General features: G+C 45.6%; 20 protein-coding genes. 5 read left to right on the forward strand and 15 right to left on the reverse strand.

Annotated features, from left to right (window positions below):
• Window positions 1–119 precede the first annotated feature (119 nt).
• The 4 genes from minD to C161_RS17825 form a co-directional block, all read right to left on the reverse strand.
• Window positions 120–929, reverse strand: coding sequence for a septum site-determining protein MinD (minD, locus tag C161_RS17810; RefSeq protein WP_036671782.1), 810 nt, complete (start codon window positions 927–929; stop codon window positions 120–122).
• A 406-nt stretch (window positions 930–1,335) separates the two neighbouring features.
• Window positions 1,336–2,034 (reverse strand): response regulator transcription factor, encoded by a 699-nt coding sequence (locus C161_RS17815; protein ID WP_036671783.1) that lies wholly within the window; start codon window positions 2,032–2,034, stop codon window positions 1,336–1,338.
• A gap of 4 nt (window positions 2,035–2,038) precedes the next feature.
• Entirely contained in the window at window positions 2,039–4,180 is a 2,142-nt protein-coding gene (locus C161_RS17820; RefSeq protein WP_036671784.1) for a sensor histidine kinase, read from the reverse strand.
• A 269-nt stretch (window positions 4,181–4,449) separates the two neighbouring features.
• Window positions 4,450–5,043: a hypothetical protein gene (locus tag C161_RS17825; RefSeq protein WP_036671785.1), complete on the reverse strand. Its 594-nt coding sequence runs from the start codon at window positions 5,041–5,043 to the stop codon at window positions 4,450–4,452.
• Window positions 5,044–5,311: 268 nt separating this feature from the next.
• Here C161_RS17825 and C161_RS17830 point away from each other — a divergent pair, with 268 nt between their 5' ends.
• Window positions 5,312–6,172, forward strand: a complete 861-nt coding sequence (locus tag C161_RS17830; RefSeq protein ID WP_036671786.1) for a GNAT family N-acetyltransferase — start codon at window positions 5,312–5,314, stop codon at window positions 6,170–6,172.
• Between the two features lie 49 nt (window positions 6,173–6,221).
• On the opposite strand, the gene C161_RS17835 is transcribed toward C161_RS17830, so the two are convergent.
• From C161_RS17835 to C161_RS17850, 4 genes are all read right to left on the reverse strand, one after another.
• Entirely contained in the window at window positions 6,222–6,776 is a 555-nt protein-coding gene (locus C161_RS17835; RefSeq protein WP_235193854.1) for a hypothetical protein, read from the reverse strand.
• A gap of 184 nt (window positions 6,777–6,960) precedes the next feature.
• Window positions 6,961–7,230, reverse strand: coding sequence for a CD3324 family protein (locus C161_RS17840; protein WP_036611734.1), 270 nt, complete (start codon window positions 7,228–7,230; stop codon window positions 6,961–6,963).
• A gap of 271 nt (window positions 7,231–7,501) precedes the next feature.
• Window positions 7,502–8,428: an oxidoreductase gene (locus tag C161_RS17845; RefSeq protein WP_036671787.1), complete on the reverse strand. Its 927-nt coding sequence runs from the start codon at window positions 8,426–8,428 to the stop codon at window positions 7,502–7,504.
• A gap of 60 nt (window positions 8,429–8,488) precedes the next feature.
• Window positions 8,489–9,397 (reverse strand): helix-turn-helix transcriptional regulator, encoded by a 909-nt coding sequence (locus tag C161_RS17850; RefSeq protein WP_036671788.1) that lies wholly within the window; start codon window positions 9,395–9,397, stop codon window positions 8,489–8,491.
• A gap of 69 nt (window positions 9,398–9,466) precedes the next feature.
• On the opposite strand from C161_RS17850, the gene C161_RS17855 reads away from it, so the two are divergent.
• Window positions 9,467–10,033 (forward strand): dihydrofolate reductase family protein, encoded by a 567-nt coding sequence (locus C161_RS17855; RefSeq protein ID WP_036671789.1) that lies wholly within the window; start codon window positions 9,467–9,469, stop codon window positions 10,031–10,033.
• A 118-nt stretch (window positions 10,034–10,151) separates the two neighbouring features.
• On the opposite strand, the gene C161_RS17860 is transcribed toward C161_RS17855, so the two are convergent.
• Window positions 10,152–11,276: an SGNH/GDSL hydrolase family protein gene (locus tag C161_RS17860; protein ID WP_036671791.1), complete on the reverse strand. Its 1,125-nt coding sequence runs from the start codon at window positions 11,274–11,276 to the stop codon at window positions 10,152–10,154.
• Between the two features lie 64 nt (window positions 11,277–11,340).
• A complete protein-coding gene (locus C161_RS17865; protein WP_036671793.1) occupies window positions 11,341–11,709 on the reverse strand; it encodes a DUF4180 domain-containing protein in 369 nt (122 codons plus the stop codon).
• A 212-nt stretch (window positions 11,710–11,921) separates the two neighbouring features.
• Here C161_RS17865 and C161_RS17870 point away from each other — a divergent pair, with 212 nt between their 5' ends.
• Entirely contained in the window at window positions 11,922–12,539 is a 618-nt protein-coding gene (locus tag C161_RS17870; protein WP_036671794.1) for an NUDIX hydrolase, read from the forward strand.
• A gap of 108 nt (window positions 12,540–12,647) precedes the next feature.
• On the opposite strand, the gene C161_RS17875 is transcribed toward C161_RS17870, so the two are convergent.
• From C161_RS17875 to C161_RS17890, 4 genes are all read right to left on the reverse strand, one after another.
• Window positions 12,648–13,541 carry a response regulator gene (locus tag C161_RS17875; protein ID WP_036671795.1) on the reverse strand — a complete coding sequence of 298 codons (894 nt, stop codon included), beginning with the start codon at window positions 13,539–13,541 and terminating at the stop codon, window positions 12,648–12,650.
• Window positions 13,513–14,844 carry an ATP-binding protein gene (locus tag C161_RS17880; RefSeq protein WP_235193855.1) on the reverse strand — a complete coding sequence of 444 codons (1,332 nt, stop codon included), beginning with the start codon at window positions 14,842–14,844 and terminating at the stop codon, window positions 13,513–13,515. The genes C161_RS17875 and C161_RS17880 overlap by 29 nt, the downstream gene beginning before the upstream one ends.
• A 156-nt stretch (window positions 14,845–15,000) precedes the next feature.
• Window positions 15,001–18,087: a hybrid sensor histidine kinase/response regulator gene (locus C161_RS17885; RefSeq protein WP_235193856.1), complete on the reverse strand. Its 3,087-nt coding sequence runs from the start codon at window positions 18,085–18,087 to the stop codon at window positions 15,001–15,003.
• Between the two features lie 54 nt (window positions 18,088–18,141).
• Window positions 18,142–19,299 (reverse strand): response regulator, encoded by a 1,158-nt coding sequence (locus tag C161_RS17890; protein WP_036671798.1) that lies wholly within the window; start codon window positions 19,297–19,299, stop codon window positions 18,142–18,144.
• A 175-nt stretch (window positions 19,300–19,474) separates the two neighbouring features.
• Here C161_RS17890 and C161_RS17895 point away from each other — a divergent pair, with 175 nt between their 5' ends.
• Both C161_RS17895 and C161_RS17900 read left to right on the forward strand, forming a co-directional pair.
• On the forward strand, window positions 19,475–19,972 hold the full coding sequence (locus C161_RS17895) for a DinB family protein (RefSeq protein WP_036671799.1): 498 nt from the start codon (window positions 19,475–19,477) through the stop codon (window positions 19,970–19,972).
• A gap of 248 nt (window positions 19,973–20,220) precedes the next feature.
• Window positions 20,221–21,291, forward strand: a complete 1,071-nt coding sequence (locus C161_RS17900; RefSeq protein WP_036671800.1) for an SDR family oxidoreductase — start codon at window positions 20,221–20,223, stop codon at window positions 21,289–21,291.
• A 60-nt stretch (window positions 21,292–21,351) separates the two neighbouring features.
• Here the strand turns inward: C161_RS17900 and C161_RS17905 are convergent, their stop codons facing one another.
• Complete coding sequence (locus C161_RS17905) at window positions 21,352–21,726, reverse strand: winged helix-turn-helix transcriptional regulator (RefSeq protein ID WP_036671801.1); 375 nt, start codon at window positions 21,724–21,726, stop codon at window positions 21,352–21,354.
• Window positions 21,727–21,757: the final 31 nt, after the last annotated feature.

A 21,757-nucleotide genomic window follows, 5' to 3' on the forward strand; every position in this document is an offset into this window, starting at 1 on the left:
CATCAAAAAATAGCGGCGTAGGGAAGGTAACTCCCACACCACTCTTTCATGAATTCTTTAGCTCGTCTGCAATCCATTCCAGATGGTTCTCTTCCCAACGATTCATCTACCAGAATCGACTATAACGAACTACTCTTCCCCCAACGCAGTCTTGGAGGAAGTGAAAAAACACTAATATGCCTCTTGGGTTTCAATGAGATAAAAGGCTCCTGCTGATTCTTCGCCACATTGTGGGCGATATGCCTGAAGCGCAGCCCGCTTTCAAACTCAGGATTAAGCGCAATCGGGATGCCCTTATGTACGGAACGTATAATTTCTACATCGGCATGGATCACGCCAATCACACCGATATTGAGAATATCGATAATATCCTGCATCTTTACCGTTGCCGAACGGGCTTCCTGTCCGTCGGCCATATTAATGATGAGCTGTGGCGGAGCCGGAATCATATCTTCTAATAATCCGATTACGCGATCCGCGTCCTGAAGCGATGTACGATGAGGCGTAGTAACGACAATAGCCTCACCTGCTGCCAAAGCCGCATTCCAGAATCCATTTTCAATGCCTGCCGGCGAATCGATCAGCACATAATCATAGTTCTGGGCTATTTGCTGTACAACCTCGCCAAAAACTTGCGGATCATCGTGATGCACCGTGTCGTTACTACAGGAGATAAAGGACAAGGTACTGATTCGCTTATCTTTGACGATCACTTGATGTAAAGCACATCGACCCGTCAGAAAATCAGAAATATGATACCTTACCCTATTACTCAAACCAAGCGGAATATCCAGATTTCTCAATCCAAAATCAGCGTCGATCAGGCAAACGCTGCTCCCCGATAAGGCAAGGGCAGTCCCGAGATTAGCCGTGACCGTTGTCTTGCCAACTCCGCCTTTCCCTGATGTGATACATATAACTCGTGCCATCGGAGCCACTTCCTTCTCTTCAAGTACTAATGCGGGACAGCAAGACAACCATTTCTTCACGTATTATCGTTTGATCCGGCTTGAATGTAACGTCCTCGTAGCTAATAATCAGTTGCAATTTGATGAAATATGTCGTTATATCGACCACAGTGATTTTATCATGATGGATTATCCTACTTGAGAAATCTAAAGAAAACTTTAAATCCGTGCGTATTGGATCGTTTAATTTTTCGGAGAGATGGCACATCATTTTGACGAGGATGGAAAAGCGCAGACTGGTGTTGAGGGATTCAATATCTTGAGTCGATTACGAAGCTAGTGGAAAGAACAAAAAATGGGCCAATAGCGTCAGATACTGCTCCAACGCCATTTTCCCATTTATAATAGACTACCCTTACTGCTATATTCATGCTTGTGACGTACTGTTAGAAACCAGCATATATCCGCTACCCCGAACCGTAATGATTCGCTCGGGGTCGGCAGGGTCAGACTCAATTTTTTTGCGTAAATTACTGATATGTACAGCAACCGTTCTCGTATCCTCCAGACTTTCCATTCCCCAGATGATTTGAAACAACGTATCGACACTGACGACACGATTCACGTTTTGTGCCATATAGGACAGCAGACTGAATTCTTTTTTCGATAAAGAGATAGATGTACTTCCCATGTTGACGGACTGCGTGTAGAAATCCAGTGTCAAACCCGGTAACTCCAGCAGTTGTTCCCTTCTACCCGTCGACACTCTGCGAAGGTGAGCCTTGATCTTGGCCATGAGCACTCCCGGACTGAACGGCTTGGTCACATAATCGTCCCCGCCATAGGATAATGCGCTAATTTTTATTTCGTCTTCCTCTTGACTGCTCAGAAACACAATCGGCGCACTGGTGAGATTACGCGCATTCCTGCACCAGTCAATACCGTTTTCATTAGCCAGCAATATATCCAGTATAATTAAATCCGGCTCAAACGATGCAAGCAGCTCCATCGCTTCTGACCCGCTATGACTGCAGGTGGAGACAAATCCCTCCCTATCACAATACACCTGCACAATCTCGCATATATGAGGATCATCATCAACGATCATGATTTTGTGCGTGTCCATCTCATCACCCCTTTCCTTCAATCACCGTACAAGGAAACGTTACATAGAATGTCGCCCCCATCTTGCCGTCGCTCTCCGCTCGAACCATTCCTCCGTGCGCTTGTACGATTTCCCTGCAAATTGCCAGCCCCAGTCCACTGCCCTCTATGCCCATTCCCGGCCGATCATATCTGTAATTACGTTCGAAGATTTGCTCAAGCTGATCCGGAGGAATCCCCATTCCAGAATCCTGTATGCTAATGACTGCATGGGGAGCATGATTCACCACTTCCACAACTAGTGCAATACGCACCAGCCCCCCGCTGGAGGTGAACTTCATGGCATTTGACACTAGATTAAATAAAGCCTGCTCTATTCTTTTCGCATCCATCTCGACAACTGGCAAAATAGATCGTCTATCCTCGGCATCTCCGATATCCAGTATGAAGTCTAATCCTGCGTCGCGCACTACCAACTCATATTGTTCAAAAAAACCATGCAAGAAAGGAATCATCTGAACTGGCTCCATTCGGTACGAGACTTGTCCAGTCTCCAAATGAGACAAGAAGGACAACTCCTCGATCATACGGTTAATCCTTATCGTGTTCTCCCGGATGTACTTCAGATATTGTTCATTGCGTTCCGGCTTGACCCTGTCCTGTATAGCTTCTACATATCCAAGCATACTGGACAACGGCATACGCAGATCATGCGTAATATAAGCAAGTAGCTTCTTCCTCCCTTGCTCGGAGTGAAGCAGTCGGTCATACGAGGTTTGGAGATCATCATGCACTGTAGATAAGGCCTGTGTTCGCTCCTGAACGGTCTGTTCCAGATTCATATTCATTTCAATCAGCTTGTCATTAACGTACTGTAATTCACGTGTAATTCTCTCTTCGTTCGATGCCGTCCTCGTAGATCGCGAAGACAGCAGAATCAGCTGCGCGATCGTAAATATCAATAAGCCAAGCGGAGATGTATTTCCAACTAGCGACCATCCGTTAAAATACAAAAAATCGTTGACAACCGTGACCAAAGTAACCACCGACACCAGCAGGAAGATCAGCGCTCCCTCCATACGTCGCACAGCCGCCTGAACCAGCCCGATCATCAGATAAATCATATGTAGAACTACCATCACACCGATTACCAGCAAAAATTTTGTATATATAATTGCAGGGGTTACCACTACAAGGATACAGAATGCACCAGTTACGATCCGGGTGCCAAGGCGAAACCATCGCGACACATAATTCGGAAAAATACAATCAAAATACATGGTGATGATATAACCGCTGAGGCAAAGAATCAGATATTCGATCTTGAACTGCAATTCCCAAGGAAAATGAGGCAACCATTGTGTAAAGATAAGCTCGCCGTTGAACAAGGATCGAATACCAAGCAGTACAGTAAACAGGCCAAAATATAACGGAGCTTTATCCTTACGTCGCAACATAAACAACAGCAGATTATACAAACCGATCACTAGCAAACTTGCCGTGATGAACATATCCCTGGCAAGATTCAGATTGGTCTTGGTCGTTAGTACGTCACTGCCACCCAGCTCGATATCCTTGGTAATACCGCCCCGATGATGTTGGAAGTTGGATACTTGCATGACCAGCTCTAACGTGTCGCTTTCAGGCTGAAAATACACCAGCTTTGTTTCCAATTGCGGGGTCATGCTGTGCTTGTCCTGACCAACCTCACCAACTTCTGCCAGCAGCTCGCCATTGACCCATAATTTGTACGCATTAAAAATGCTAGACAGCCGCAGAGCAAGCATCTCATCGCGATCCTGCTCGCTTAGATGAACGACCAGTCCAAAGGTTGCATAGCCTGTACCGCTCAGCCGCTGACCTTCTAACGGGTAGCCCAGCCAGGAGCTTGGGATGTTAATCCAGTGGTCCTGATTTCCTTCCCTTGCCGAACGAACCCGCATATCCTCAGGCGACAGCAGTTCTTGCCAATAGAACGCCCAATTCCCTGTTAATTTTTGCGGATTCGTACTAAGTTGAGCCTGCGTTAAATCCAGAATACCTTCTTCACTTTGGAGCCTAGGAGAGTCCGGCGAAGAGAGGACGACATAGCCTGTAACCAAACCAATAACAGCAGCAATGATATACAACCAAACCTTACGAGAACCGACTCGGAGAATCTCCCTCATGATGAACCCAACCCCATTCTACAAGAGCGCAATAAGTAAGTTGATCATCCAAATAATATCATCAATACAGGAGAATGTACCCTGCAAATTTCTAGCAGGTGTCGATAGCTAACATCGCGATGATACCCTTTTGACGACGCGCGCTTAGCTGGGTGCGCCGCCACAAAAAAAGTACACACTTTGAAGTGCATACTGATATGAAGGATCTTATTCGCAATGAATAATTCGAGCACAATCTGTATGTGCCAGATTCACAGATGACTCATGCATTATAGTGAATTATTGATGATTTCTGTGAAGGGCTTCATGTTGTACGTGTCATCCTGAATGCGCCATTCTCCCTGATCCTGCAAAAAGGTGATATCACCCGATAACGGAATGGACTTGAACTCTTTGCCATCCTTATCCGTAAATTTCAAATCGAGCGTGTATTCCACAAGAATCCAGTCACTCTTGCTATCTTTGATCTTGGTTTGTATATTTTCAGGATGCAGTTTCGCTTGTTCGATGTGTGCAACCTGAAGAGGCAAGACAATATATCGATTAGCCATGTAAGCCTCATAATTCCTGGAGGTCAGGAACGGCTTCATCGTCTCTCCTTTGGCCAATAACCCTTCCATCTCTAACGTATCCTCATAGTCCTTGCCATCCACAGTGAGTTCTGTTGTCTTATACTCCAGCGACATTTCGAGCGCTTGTTGCTGCTCCTCCGCAGTCGCCTTCTGGTCCCCCGTATCACTTGGCTGTTCCGTTGCTGGTGGAGTGACGGGTTCAGTGCTTTCCGCTGGTTCAGATGATGTACATCCCATTAACATGGCGGCGGAAAGAAATAATATACCCATCACATATGCCAACTTGCGCATGGTTAACCCCTCCCTTTCTCGTCAGTATTACTCTCAATTATCCCTTCAATAGGATATAATGTCCAGTTATTAGGTGCATCTGAACAGACACCCAGTGAATTACATCCATTGGGTGTCATCTTCATCATAGATTGTGTTATAGTCATCGGGAAGTGATTTGGAGGAGATAATGATGATGATTAAAATTACTACTGGACCAACTCTCGAAGGATAGCGCCTGCGGGTCCAATAACTGCGTGTTTCCTTCAACAATGAAGGTGTGAAAGCTATGTCAACTTATCAAGTCGTTCCTATGATCTATGATTCCAAGGAACAGATTGAAGCTATTATTTTACTCGAACAACAATGTAAACAGCTTGATTCCATTCATCTGAAAGCAGACCTTGACCATATCAGCAAAAAAGACGGAGACCATGCACTCCTCTGTTATCGCCAAGGTGATTTGGCAGGACTACTCAGTTGGTATCCATCCGACGGCGTAACCGGGAATATTAATGCCATCGTACACCCGCAATTTCGCCGCAAAGGTGTGTTCAGCAGCCTACTGAAAAGGGCCATCCTGGATATGAAACCACAGGGAATCAACCAACTCAGTTATCGCGTTCCTCAGGGCTTATCTCCGGGCCTTCTTACTGCCCAATCCCTTGGAGCCATTTATGATCGTGCGGAGTACTCGATGCAACTTGTGAATGAGGTCCTTTCGGTTGTGGAGCCACCTGAACTAACGTTGTCCGTGGCAGAAGCCGAGGATATGGAGTTTATGGTCACTTGCTCCTCCCAAGCCTTTGGAGATTCGGAGGACTGGACACGCGAGTACTTTATGCAAACAAATGAACCCAGCCGAGTCACCTATATTGCATGGCAGAATCAACTGCCTGTTGGGCTGGTACGGGTCAACTCCATTAATGCAACAACCGCATTTATTCATAACTTCTGTATCTTGCCTGCTTATCAGGGACAGAAACTGGGGCGCACTGCGCTTAGCATCCTGGTTGATCTCCTAAGGAAACAAAGTTACACAGATATTCGCTTATCCGTTGTTACCGAGAACAAACGTGCTTTGAATCTGTACCGCAGTGTTGGTTTTGAAGTGATTTCTGAGTATCACTATTTCAACGGTAGTTTATAAAAGGCAGTAGAGAGAGATCGTTTTCCGCAAAGGGAGACGGTCTCTCTTTTTATATATTGGAGAATTGAAAAATCAATTTATAACCATCGAACGTTTGCCCGTAAATCTCCCGATAGTTACCTTTAGTATAATTATCCACTGTTTTTCGCCAGAAAGATTGGCCAATCTTATTGTTCTCCGATGGATTGGTGAACAACTCCCAGTTTCCTCTAAACATGCCGAAGATCGTCGATGCCGCGTGTTCAGCAACGCCTACACCTCGAAATGGTTGCATCAGAAAGAAGTCATGTACAAAGAAATTCGTGCCTTGTGAACAATATGGCGGAGTAGCTATGAACGCAAAACCTGCCGGTATGCCATCCACAATCATAAGGAACGGATAAAGACACTCCGGTTTTTCCCACCAAATATTCTGTACATCATACTGATCCTGTAACGTTTTGTAATCAGGACTTGGCTCAAAAATGCCATGTTCGTTCGGGGTATGCTCTCCACCCAGACCATAATGTCCGGATAGATCATGAAGGTATAGCGGGTACATATTTTTAATCACATACGCCTCGTCTTTATTCGTTAATTTCACTTCTATATTCATATTATTCATATTCACCAACCTTACCAGATGATTTAAGGAGTTAATTCATGAACTCTCAACGCATATCCTTGTACCGTCAAATGAATTGTACGCGTAATTAACAACCTCGAATATGTAAAAAAGCTTTAATAACTATTCTTTATTCTTACAGGAAAAAGCCACATTCGATTGCTCGAACATGGCTTTTATAGTTTCATCCCTTTTTGCAATACACAATTTTCTTGATGCTATCGATGGATAAACAGTATTGGTCCGCAAGCTGATCGATGGTTGTTCCGGCAGCAAAAAGCTGGCGGATCTCGTCGTTCCGCTCCCGGACAATCCTTCTGCCACCCGAATTCTCGCCCCACTTCTTGTGGGCATCCTTGGGCCTCGGAATATAGATCAAGCCACCAGAGATATGACGCTGTATTTCTTTGAGTAATTCTTCCGGGAAGATTGTATCCGCATTAATATATTTCACGTTGCTCCACTCCTTAAAAGTTAAAATCTTTAAGGCAGCAGAGTCGTACGATGAACGCATTGGATATGCACTATAATGATATGGCGGAAGTGGATTTCAGGCTCTATGCAAACAACCGCCGTTGTTCATCACATGGACTCTGCATAGAGCGGGTCGTGAAACCTTTTATGAATCGAATCATGGTAGCCCCCCATTCAGTTAATCTTATTCGTGCTGAAGAACTTTTAACTGTCTATACCATAATAAGGTTTACTTTCCTTAATAGCAAAATCTACACGTTGAATCTGTAATATACCCCTGTTAATTCTTCTGATACGCTCCATAGCTTGTTTGAAATGTTAGCGTCATATAATTTTTCGATGATCTTAGCGCTCTTGGGATAGCCCTTAGTGCCGCCCATACCACTGGGAGCAATATACTCCCCTCCCGTGATCGTCGGATCTGCTGCAGCATATAAGGTAGGTAATGCCCCCATATGTGCCGGTTGACTAATGATTTTCAAAAGACTGCGCATGAATATATTGGTCTGTTTCCCCGAACCGAAGGAAAATAGATTGGTATGCGAAATTCCTGGATGAGCGGCGATACTCATGGAATCAATATGGGCGGAATTAAATTTATTCTGCAGCTCTCTCGCAAACATCAGATTGGCTAGCTTGCTTTGACTGTAGAACTTCATGGGATTATATCCTTTGGAGCCATCTAAATTATTAAAATCAATCGCACCATTATGAGCTGCCATACTACTTACAGTGACAACTCTCGATTTCGGAGTAGAGATCAATCGAGGCAATAGTAGACCCGTAAGCGCAAAATGGCCTAGATGATTACTACCAAACTGCAATTCAAAGCCATCTTTCGTCAACTGGAATGGAGGGTTCATAATTCCTGCATTATTAACGAGAATGGACAAAGAATCGTATTGCTCAAGAAAAGCGGCTGCGAACTTACGGATACTAGCTAAATCGCTAAGGTCAAGCTGCATAACGATTACCTCTCCAGCTACATGCACAGACGACTTTATTTTATTAGCTGCCTTTTCACCTTTTTCCATATTACGAACTGCAATGATAACCTTTGCGCCTTTTTCAGCTAACGCTAATGCCGTTTCATACCCTAACCCGCCGTTCGAACCTGTCACAATCACTATTTTATCGGATACAGTCGGGATGATGTCTTTAGTCCAAACTTCGCTCATTTGTCTACACACCTTTCTTATCTCTTCCTTGATACCCTAATATCCAGCGTTTGAAAGCTCTTATCCCCCACCATACTGGCTTAAACTCCGTTCCAGCATCCCTCTAACCTGCTGCTGCAGTTCGAGCGGAGACACCACCTTCACTTCCGGCCCATAGGAGAGTAACTTTCGTGCTGTAAAAGAAAACTCTTCAGGCGGAATCAGTCCGCGCCACTCATGGCCTTCAACTGACTTGAACAACACATCTGACGCAGCAATCCTTGCTCCAAATTCCGTGAATTGCAACACCACTTCTACGCTTGCTCTATCTTCTTTGGCAGCTAGCCATGCCTTTAGACTTGGAACAGATTTATCCACTGATTCCATAACAACCAACTGCTGCATGCGATCCACCCGATACAACAATACACGATCCTTATTCCGGGCTGGCATGTACCAATGTCCCTGCTCATAGTAGATGCCATAGGGAAAGACCTGTACTTTTTTAGGGCCACTGCGGGCATGATACATAAATTCGATTTCTCTCTTTTCTACCGCTGCACCCAATATTACTGTTGTTAAAGGCTCGGAATGCCCACCGGGGTGCTGGACAAAGGTGATATGCTCTCTCATTCGCATAATGAGATCCTGTACATCTTCGGGTAAAGTAGAGAAGTATTGCTCAGCCAGATGCTCACGCATTGATCCATATGGAAAATCCGGTACTTGCTGTAGATATTCCAGCATCATAAACAGCCCTAATGCCTCCTGCTGTGTCAGTTGAAGGGGTGGCAAAATCCGATTGGGCAACACCCGGTATCCTCCGTTCACGCCAACTTCTGTGTACAAAGGGAAACCCAGCGCCTGCAATGCATCCAGATCTCGCTGGATCGTACGAATCGATACGTCGAACCGTTCTGCCAATTCCCGGGCAGTGAACTTTTGTCTGGAATCCATCAGGCGCATGATCGCCAATTTCCGATGATTCATTTATTCAACATCCTAACTACGTCAACTTTTGTTATAGTTAAAGTGTATCATACATTTTAGAAGGGAGCGATGAACATGTCTGATAACAAAACAATTTTGTACATTGCTATGAGTTTGGATGGATATATCGCAAGACTGGACGGTTCGGTCGATTGGTTATTTGATGTGGAGGGTGATGGTGGAGACAACGGGTATGCTGCATTTTATAAAACAATCGGTAGCGTTGTTATGGGACGTTATACGTATGAAGAGGTGCTCACACTTTCCGAAGAATTTCCCTATGCGGATCGCCCAACGTATGTGCTTTCCCGCTCGGAACAGCCGCCCGCTCCGCATGTACAGTTTACAACCGAGGAGGTAGATACGCTCATTCCCCGGTTAAAACAAACTTCTGATGGAGATGTGTGGATTGTGGGTGGCGGCATATTGGTTCAAGCTGTGTTAGCAAAAAAATTACTGGACGAGATTGAAGTCGCCATCATTCCCAAGATTCTTGGCGAAGGCATCCCCTTATTCCCGACAGGCACTGTGCCAAGTCAATTCAAAATGGTCCGAACCCAGACGCTCGGACAGATCATTTCGATTCGTTATGAGGTACAGAACAGCGGCACAGCGGATACAGCTTCGAATGTCTAGATAAGTAGAAAGGGAAAAGACCATTCTTATGATGAAGGGACCTCATCAAGTTAGACACCATCTAACCATTGGGGTACCCGTTCATGAAAGAGTGGTCTTTCCATTACCATGTATCAAGTTATCCTATCATTCCTCGTACATATTCCGCTAACACCTCTGCCGTCCTACGGTGAGATAACTCGCCTGGATGGGTGCGCGCACCTACCGTCTCTTCGGTTGTACCAGGAAGCTGGATGATTGAGACCTTACGATCTCCTGCCCCCTTTGTATACGTATCAACCGCGCGGTAGATGGCAGGCATCATGGGAAAACCAAGCATGCCATAAGCCCATACGAGTTGTGCATCTGGATTGTTTTTCCGAAGTTTGAACAGGAACCGTTCCACCGCTTTCTCAAAAGCGGTCAGATCCTCTTCATGATAAGTACCATCTTCATTCAAACGCTGCTTGTACACCTTGCCCGTGTCGGGGTCTTTCCACTCCGGTGACTGAAAGGCACCCCCATCATTGCTGCCCAGGTTCACGACTACCACATCCGGCTGCCAGGAACTAAAATCATGCTGATCTCCTGCGCCTAGCGCTTCGTTACGCTCACCAGTAAGCAAGCCACAGACCTGTTCGTAATACTTGGGGATATTCCCCTTTGGATTATTATCCCAACTTGTCAGCACACCCCAGCCACTTTGCGAGATGACCCGATATTCTGCATTCAATGCCTCTGCTGTCATAAACGTATAATTATGTATGGCGCTGAACCACATCGGAATCCAATCTTCCTCCGCTTTCGCTCCAATCGCACCTTCTCCAGATGTAATACTGTCACCAATGAACTCGATCTTGTACGGTTTTTCCTGCACAGGCAGGAACGCTCCATCCGATTTCACCGCATGAATCTGCAAGGAACAACCCGGGTCACCACTCATCGCTTGAACATCCTTAACGATCCGAACATTCTTCACCACATTCGCGTTCATACCTCGGAATACACAGACCCAGTACCTTCCCGCCGTTAACATCTGTCTGCTCACCGAAACACCATTGATCAGAATGCTGATCCATGACTCATACATGTCATACTGCGACTCTACTTCAACCCATAGTTCGGAGCCCTGTACATTGAGTTCAACTGCACTCCCCGTCCAAAATAACGTCAACGGCGATCGCTCTCCAGTTGTTCTGCCATGCACTTTAAGATTTCCGATCTCAGGCAGAGCATATACCTTTAAATTCTCATTAGATATCACGGTGCAAACCTCCTACGTTTGGCTCAGATTATAAGCAGGCTCTCTACATGCCTCGGTTGTACGCTTAACTGATATTATGCAACTTTTGAAGCGCTTCATCTTTGTTTTTCAAAAAGAAAACATGCTTGCCATTGTTACACTCATAGATGAAATCTCTCAGGCTCTTGCTGTTATGTCCTTCGAAATCTCCCACAATAGCAAGCTTAACATGATAGTTCACGTACTTCTGCAAAATCTCACCTGCAAGCTTGGTTTTCAGTTCGAAGAACTCTTCCGTGATGTTCGATTTGTCGATAATGAGCTTATCGGCATCATCGCTATACCTTACCGAAGCCATCAAATCCAGTGCATCTTGAGCATTGTTGATGACGATACCATCACTTTCAATAATGGCGACCTTGGAATTGCCTTGCTGATCAATGGTTATGTTCAATTCACTTTCTCCTCCTCTGGACATCGTTTCTTTATAATATCTCTCAGTTTTATAATAAAAAGCAATAATCGTAAAGTGCGTTCAATCATTAGCGTGATTCCCTAACCTCGAGTTGTCCTTTCTTAGTAGTTATAGACTGTAATTCATATGATATAATGGGGTTATTTCCTAACTAAACTAAATCTCGTGACTTGCGAAGAAAAGAGGTGTCCATGGACACAAAGTGGCTAGAATGGGCAAAACAGATTCAAGCTATCTCACAAACAGGTTTAACCTATGCCAAGGATGTTTATGATATCGAGCGATATGAGGAATTGAGGCGCATTAGTATTGATATCTTAAGTAACTATACTTCTGTTAACAAAGAGAAAATATCACTTACATTTGCAAGTGATTCAGGTTACGCAACGCCTAAAGTCGATATTCGCGGTGTTGTTTTCAGGGAAAACAAAGTGCTTTTGGTTCGAGAGAAAATAGATGGCGCATGGGCATTACCAGGGGGATGGAGTGACATCGGCCTATCACCATCAGAAGTAGCTGTGAAAGAAATTAAAGAAGAATCCGGTTTTGATGTTGTGCCGATGCGGTTGTTAGCGGTATTGGACAAAAAATTCCATGGACACCCACCTGAGCCTTATCACGTATATAAGATGTTTATCCGCTGTGACATTGTGGGAGGGCATGCGGAAACAGGTGTAGAAACCAGCGCAGTTGATTTTTTTGCTATCGACGCTTTACCTGAATTATCATTGGAAAGAAATACGCTGGAACAAATTAAAATCATGTTCGAATTTCTTGAACAGCCAGATAAAGAAGTCATTATGGATTAAAATAATAACCCCTTCAGCTTGCCCGTCTTTGGTGAAGTGACCTCGACACCGCCGATGGTCACCTTCCCGGGTTTTCATATCCTCCAACAGACAGAGGCATATGATGCCTCAGTTATTCATCTTTTCAAGCGTCTCCATGTAGAACACATGCAGGAACTTTTTGATATTAACCTTGCCTTTGTCGCCTGCCTGATCTTCTTCCATGGCTCTCATCTTCATTCGAACATCCTGGAAGTCAAAGTAGAGTGGCGCATAATGCTCAAACTTGTGGTTGCTATAATCGGTGAGTCCAATCGAGGCCATGTTCGTTAACGCGGCAATTACCGTTCTGCGAATGCGCTGTTCCATCGCCTTGCTCTCTTTCTCCACATCCTTGGGCGTTGACTTGTACGTCTGGGCCACCGCTTCATAGGACTCCTTCAGTGGCGGCCACTCCGCGACCTGCTTCTGATCAATCGCATACTCCATGAGAGCCACAATATCCTTGCTACCACTTTCTCCGATAATCCCCAGATCCATTAGAATGCTTCGTGCCGCATCTCGCACCGTACGACCTTGGGCAGGGGCCGGCGCTTCCACCAGATTCAATCGAGCCATCGACTGCTTGATCTCCAGCACGTAACGCTCATACTTCCACTGGTCATTCACTTTGCTGAGCACATGCTCCACTTCCACCCGATTAATCGGTTTATGAATAAAGAATTCAATTCCGTTCTGGTAGGCCTCCCCTACCATCTCTTTGTTCTCTACCTGAGAGATCATGATGAATTTACCGGTATAACCGCATTGCTTCAGCTTCCCTACCGTCTCAATTCCGTCCTGATCCGGCATCAGCAGATCAATCAACACCACATCAGGACGCAGATCCATGATCATCCGTGCGCCTTCTATACCGCCCTCAGCCATGCCCGCAAGCTCACCGATACCACAGGATTCAATGATATCATGCAGCATGCTCCGACTCACCACATCATCATCCACGATCATGATAGAAAGTGTCATCGACATCGGCCCCCTTTATTAAATTCATCTTGGGAATAGCTATACGAAATGTAGTCCCTCTCGCTCCCAGAGGCGCCGATTCCACTGTGATCTGTCCCGTCAACGACTGAACGATATCACGTACATGGGACAGGCCAATGCCTGTCGCGGCAATGCCAACTTCATTGAACTTCGTTGTGTACCCCGGTTCAAAGATGACATCCCGTTTGGCTTCGGGTACGCCTTTTCCAGAATCCATCACAACGAAATGCACGTTTTCTTCCTGCTCATATATACGAATTCGAATCGTCCCATCATGCTCAATCGCCTCTACCGCATTGGCAATCAGGTTATTCATTACCGTGAGAAGAGGAATGTAATACGGAGACTCACAATCATACTGTTGCTCAATGTCGATCTCGACCTGCTTATGCAACATCTCGCTATATTTTCGGTTTGCTTTACTGGCAAAGTTCAGCACTTCAGACAGGCTCATGTTGACTGCTTTTTCATTATCATACAGCTTCAGCAGACCCGCCAGAATACGTTGTGAATCCTTCTTCACTTCATGAATCTGCTGAGCAATGCCCAGGGTGCGCTGACTGTATTGGTTCATGTCCTGCTCCCGGAGATCGCGATATAGATCATAGCTGTCAGCTGTAATGCCTTCGATCGTATTCATCGCTTTCTTCAGGTAAAAGACCTCGCCATACAGACCCGAGTTCACACTCAGCATCTGCTCCATCCGCTTCTCCTGCTCTGCATGCAAAAGCCGCATCTGCCTCACCGCAATGCTGTTATATAGCCCAATCACAAAGTAACTTCGCAGACCACCTACCACAAGCAGATACAACCATTCCTTCATATAAAAGATATTGGTCCCGCTTAACATTCCTCGAAAAAGCAGCTCAACAAGATTAGAGGAGAAATCGATACATGTGATTAACCCGCCGAGCAGAAGAGGCTGCATCTCATGGAATCGATGCTTGAATTTGCTAAGCCCATAGGCAAAGACCACATAATACACACCTGCCCCCAGATTGTCCCGCATGCTTTCCAGTATAGACACCGTCTGTACATGATTGATGAGATCTACCGACTGGAACAGCAAATTCGCGATGCCTGTCAGGATTCCTGTCTTCACATAAGACAAGTGTGGCATGATCATCAGCAGAAATAAAAGGATGCTAACCCCCAGTCCGATTCGGAAGTAATCTTCCCGGAACGGATTTATCTTGAATTGCGCCCCTACCGCAGTGGTAAAGGCAATGGCCGTCATCTGCACATTCTCATTTTTGACCCAATTGCGCATCGATCTCTTCACCCACTATAACAACGTTTAGCGCCCAATGCCGGAACCCGCGCTTCTAATGTTAAATATACTAACATATGAAAGATGCATTAGAAATAATTAAAATTAGGGAATGAACACGCAAGTAAAACAAAAAGGCCGGAAGTTTTCACTTCTGCGGCCTTTTCCTTATATCTTATCCGGAATATCAAATGATACCATCGTGCCCTCACCCGGCTCACTTACGATCGATAATCCCTGACCATACCGTTGCAGCAATCTGCGGTTTGTATTCACAATGCCTATTCCGCCTTTTCCACCTGGCGTAGCATGTAGCAGTTCTGCAACCTTCTCCGGTTCGATGCCTTTGCCATTATCCTTCACCTCAATACGGGTATAACCCTCATGACGAGTAATGGATAGGCATAACGTACCGCCTACATTGCGGCTTAATAGTCCGTGTCTGACGGCATTTTCAATCAAAGGCTGAATGGATAGCGGCGGGAGAAGCAACGGAAGGTCCGGCTCTACGTTTAATACCACCGACAATCGATCTTCAAATCGTGTTTTTTCAATAAAAAGATAGGCTTCAACGAGTTCCAGCTCGTATGATAATTTCACCAGTTCCCCTGTATTGAGATAGTTGAAGCTGATCCGTAAATAGGATGAAAAAGCTTCACCAAGCTTCCGCATATGCTCTGTATCAATATCACTTAAAACCATAAGTGAATTCAGTGTATTAAACAGGAAGTGAGGCTGAATCTGAGCCTGTAAATAAGCGGCCTCCATGCGCAGGCGCTCTTGGATAGACTGATTTAGCATGGTCAATGCACGTATCCGATATTTCAGTTCCACCGCATCTACAGGCTTCGTGACATAATCATTGGCCCCCGATGCAAACCCCGTGTAGATATCTGGCGGCTGACTTCGTGCCGTCAACAGCAGCACAGGAAGCTCCGACATCGAGAATTGTTCCCTCACCTTCTGGGTTAACTCATATCCGGACATATTGGGCATCATCACATCTGTAATGAGCAGATCCCACTGACGTGTCCCGAGCAATTCCATCGCTTCCTGACCCGAACCTGCTGTAGTTATATCATATGGTTCCGTCGAAAGAATGCTGACCAACACATCCAGATTCACCGGATCATCATCCACAGCCAGAATGGTGGCTCTCCCCTCTTTTAACAATGGAGCCATCTCTGCCGTCGCCAAGGCTTCCGCGTCCCCCATACCTTGGCGGGGTAACAGGAATCCGCTAGGTGCATCTTCCATCATCTCGGCGGCCTGTTCCCATATCAGGGGAAGTTGTGACTGAGCCTGATCGGCGGCTTCATCCGCGAGTGGTAGATCGAAGCTGAATACCGAGCCCTTTCCGAGTTCCGAGCGAACCGTAAGTGCCCCGCCGTGCAGTTCTACGAGCTCTTTGCAGATGTTCAGTCCAAGCCCGATGCCTTGTCCATCACTGATTCCATACGATCCTTGTTCATACGGGAGGAAAATACGCATCCGTGTATCCTCATCCATGCCAATGCCTGTATCCGTCACATGAATCAGAGCATGTCCTTCACGAATTTCGGCACTTACGGATATCGTTCCTTCCTCTGTATGTTTAAGCGCGTTATGCAGTAGATTATACAAAATCTGAACGAGCCTTTCTTCATCAGCCATGACCTGAGGGAACGATTCCGGAATCTCCATATGAAGGCGGACTGGTTTTCGTTCTGCCATGAACTGCAGCATGGCGATTACGCCGGGCACAACCGACTGTATGGAAAGAGGCCCCTGACGTAACTCAATGCGGTGCTCCTTCAGCCGGACTACATCCAGTAGATCACCAAGGAGATGTGACATCCGTCGACCGATCGTAATCAGCAATTCCATATCCTCTAGGCTCCGTTCATCCAACCGGTTTTTCTCTCGGGTGATCACGTTGTGAGCGATGTTAATAATCCCGTGCAGCGGGGTCCGCAGTTCATGTGATGTATTCGCCAAGAACTGATCTTTAATTTTGTCACCCTTCTGCAGTTCTGTATTCAGCTTCATATTCTCCCTGACATTCCTGAAGTATTTCTTGAACCAATAGGCGGAGAAGCCGGTAATCGCAAAGATAATGTCAATGGGATAATAGACTGTTGTCACATCTTTGGCTGTCTCGACCACACTCCATATCAGGTTGGATATAATGCCTCCTGCAGTAAGCAGCAGAAAAACAATATCCCGGTCCGCCTGTTTCCTGAAGATCATCGTTCCGACGATGTATAGAAACCAGATCATGGATACAAGAAAGAATAGGTTAATGACGTTGTAATGGATCATGGCATATGTAATATGAATGGGCACCACCACAATCACGGCCGTATAGATCAAGGTCATGACAACATGCCACTGTAGCCATGCCTTTCGTACATGAACCACCGTTAATCTCTGGAATAACAGAAGGATACAAGCATTTTGCAGTAACAAAGAGATCAATCGAATTTTAATGCCCCAAGTATAATTAATAGGAAGCCATAACATCAATATATTGTCATGACCCATCGTAACCGTGATGCCAACAGATAAAGTTAATACGGCTCCAACCAGCAAGGAACGTTCCTGTCGATTAAATGCGTAAAGAATACAGGCATACATGCCGTGGAGGAGCAAAACCAGAAAGGTGAGCATCTGAAAACCAATAGAATACCAACGCGAAAAATCAACGGCTGCCTGTGAACCAAAGCGAACAGGTTTGCTAATTCCGCCCATATACGGGCTATCGTAATTGGCTACACGAACCAATAGTTCAATGGAGGTTGTTCCTTCCTGATCATAGGTCGCTGTATACGAAGTACTTCGGGGTATATATGTACTGCTATCCACGGAGATCTCACCCATGCCCCCGTCCGCGTCTCCATTCATCTCGATCTCGGAGGAACTTCGAATCCCCTTGAACCAAAAGGTAACAGGCGTCTGAAGTGGATCTGTCAAAATACGCAAGCGATATGTTCCGTAACCGTGCGAACCCTCTTGTTCCTGACTCTGTCCACTCCCCCAGTCTCCTGGGACCTGAACACTCTTCGCACCGCCATTCCTCTTCGCAATATCTTGTTGGGTCAGCAACTCATCCGGGTAAAGTTCCCATTCCCCATTCAAGTACATGACAGGGGACTGATCCAGATCCACATCTCTCAAATCAAGCACCCCGTTAACGGCGCGATGCTCATCTACTGTGTGGAATAGCTCAGACCATACCGAGCGCATGCCAATTAACACTCCAAAAATGATTAGCATGATGATCAAATATTTGTAACGGTCCATACGTTTCGTTTGAAGTAATTTCATTAATTATTTTTTCATGACTTTGGTTAAACCGAGCTTCCAGTCCTGATACCATTCGGTAATGTCCTCACTGATCGGTATCTCCAAATCTTGCTCCATTCTGGTGGTTAAGAGACGATACTGCTCCTCCACACCGAGATCGTTGTGCATTTCATCATATAACTTCATTAGCATAAAATAACTTTCTTCTTCATCCGGAAGCATATGCTGGATACGTTGTGTACTCTCGACCACTTTCTCCGCCAGCCCATGCTGCTGGTAATACAGACTTAGTTGTCTCATATGATACAGCCACAGATAGCGTAATCTTTCCCGCTCAGGTTCAGCCCACATGTATTCATAATTGCCAAGATAGGTACCCTTATATAGATGAAGCGCTTGCTCATAGGCATGAACGGTACTTGCGTCTATGACTTTCCATTGCCTGATTTCCCGTTCCCACTGCTCACTATCCAACTGAGCCTCACCCAATTCGAGTCGATAACCTGCCTCCAGGTGCCCGCTCTGAATCGTGATCATATCCATATTGCAAGTTTTCAGGGTTTGGCGGACATGATACATTGCAGTGTAGAGTTGATGTGTCGTCTTCTCCTCTTCCATTCCCGGCCACAGAAGCTCCAGCAGAACACTGCGATGGATGACCTGGTTCCGGTGGTGAAGCAAGTATGCAAACAGCTCCTGCGCCTTGCTTGTACGCCATTTGGCCACCTGAACATCCTTGCCTGGAAGCTTAAACTGAATCTGATTAAAACAGCAAATTAAAGGTACGTTTGTATCCTTTGACCGTTGCTCGCGTTTTACGCTCAGTTTCTCTCTTACGCGGCTCACCGTCTGCTTCAATCGATCCTTTTGGATGGGCTTCATCACATAGTCCAAAGCCTGTAATTCGAAAGCATGCACCGCATATTGATCGTAACTGGTCACAAATATAATTTCGGTGCCCGGTGTTGCCGCCTGAATCTGTCTTCCCAGATCCATACCATCCATCTCCGGCATATGAATATCCAGAAATACAACATCAGGACGGTGCTCCACAATACCCGCCACAGCCTCTGTTGGATTCATATATGTAGCGATAATTTCAATGCCGCTTACTTCTTTTTCTAGTGATTTTTGAAGGCCTATCAACGCTAGACGTTCGTCGTCAACCAATATCACTTTCACAGGAGCTTCCTCCTCGACCCTGAGGTCTTGAGATTTATTTTCACTATTATATCATAGGCATTTTAAGTATTTAGCGTTCTTCGTTATCCATTTTTAATTTTTAGCAATTTAATTGTATAATACTAAATAGAAGACAGGTTATCAGATCCGGTCTTGGAAGAGAGGAAGGTTCCATATGTCAGATGTTAATCAAAGCTTTGGGCAAGCCCTTGTCAAATCATTAGTGGGGGAACGCGGTCATATCCGCATCGCCCGTGCTCTACCCGATATCGATGTCACACTTGCTGCTCGTACGCACGATGCCATGCCATATACGATCTATCAGTTGGTGAAGCATATGCATTATTGGCAGCAATTCATGCTCGAACACTTGGAAGGACGCAAGCCACAGCTCCCTGCTAACGTGAGTGAAAGCTGGCCTGAAGAGAAGGGTCCACAGGACGAAGCGACGTGGAAGGCAGATATTCAGGCATTCTTGGATGGAGTTGATCAAGCCGTAGCCATTGCAGAAACTGCACAATTAGATGATCCACTGCTCTATTTCCCGGGTGAAACTAAAGCAGGACTTCTGCGCAATATCGCCTCCCATAACTCGTACCATCTAGGGGAGATTGTTCTGCTACGTCGCTTCTACGGCGCATGGCCGCCTCCAGGTGGCGGATATCCGGCGTAAACCATATTTTCAACAGATCTATTGAACGAATATACAGACACATCTAAGCTGTGAAAGGACAATTGTTCCTTTTACAGCTTCTTGTGGTTATAGGTAATTAACCTCCTTTGAAGTGCCAATTATAACGCTCATATCCTGCTCCAGGCTCATATATTACTTCAAAGTACGTATATGACTTTGAGGTGCGTACTTCTCATCCTTCTTTTTCTGACCCACAATATGAACAGAAGAAGAGAGGAGCATGTCCATTGAAACCCGAACAATCCGTTACCCGTTACACCGCACTTGTCATTGGTGCTGGAGGCGTCATTGGAAGAAACCTTATTGATTATCTGATGACACTTCCGCAATGGAATGTCATTGGTGTATCTCGCCGCGGAGGAGAAGATGCCCCCGGTTTACGTTATATATCAGCTGATTTACTGAACGAAGCAGACACACAAGACAAACTGAGTCATTTAACGACCGTTACGCATATTTTCTACGCCGCATATCAGGATCGCCCAACTTGGGCCGAATTGGTACAGCCCAACCTGGCGATGCTCGCCAATGTGGTGAATACCATCGAACCGATCGCTCCAAATCTCCAACATATTAGCCTAATGCAAGGTTATAAAGTGTACGGCGCACATCTGGGTCCTTTCAAAACACCTGCCAAAGAAACGGACGCATATCATATGCCCCCTGAATTTAATGTCGATCAGCAACAGTTTCTCGAAGATCGGCAACCCGGAAGCAGCTGGACCTGGTCAGCCCTTCGCCCGTCTGTGGTATGTGGATTCGCCCTGGGCAATCCAATGAATCTTGCCATGGTTATTGGCGTGTATGCGGCTATCTCCAAGGAGCTTGGCTTGCCACTTCGATTCCCTGGGAAACCAGGAGCGTATCATTCGCTTCTTGAAATGACTGATGCAACATTGCTGGCTCATGCAACCGTATGGGCAGCAACCGATCCGCAATGTGCCAATCAGGCATTTAATATCACCAATGGTGATCTGTTTCGCTGGAATGAGCTATGGCCCAAAATCGCTGCGTTTTTCGAATTGGAACCAGCACCTCCACTGCCCCTTTCACTTGCAACAGTGATGGCAGATAAAGAAAATCTTTGGAATTCAATGATTGAAAAGTATGGTTTGATAAACACCCCTTATGATGATGTCTCTTCCTGGGCATTTGGTGATTTTGTCTTCTCGTGGGATTACGATTTCTTCGCAGATGGTTCCAAAGCTCGCCGCTTCGGATTCCATGATTTCATTGACACTGAGACTATGTTTATGGATATTTTCAGAAATCTACGTGATCGTAAGATCCTTCCGTAAAGTAAATAAAATGCAAAATAAGCCGATTCCTGAATTCCAGAATCGGCTAATATAAGTCCCTCAACGGTCAGTAGTAGTTGGCGGCTTAAACAGAATTTTTCCTCGATCACCATATACATTCTCCACGTGTATATCGCCCCACCTACACATCAGATGAAGAATCTCTTTAAGACTCCATCCATACGCTGTTAACTCATATTCCACTTTAGGTGGGACCTGGTGATGGGAAATACGGACAATAACTCCCGCCTCCGTTAATTCACCAAGTTGCTGCGTCAACACTTTCTGAGTGATCGCAGGGATCAGTTTCATCAGCTCACCATTACGTTTCTTGCCAAAGGTAAGATGGAATAGAATAACAGGCTTCCACTTCCCCCCGATTACTTCAAGAAAAGCTTCCACTGCGGTGTTATATACCTTGATCGGTTCCTCCATATCACCTTCTGTCTCCCTTCCACACAACAGT

Origin of the sequence: Paenibacillus sp. FSL R5-192 (assembly GCF_000517845.1) — a bacterium.
Taxonomy (GTDB): domain Bacteria; phylum Bacillota; class Bacilli; order Paenibacillales; family Paenibacillaceae; genus Paenibacillus; species Paenibacillus amylolyticus.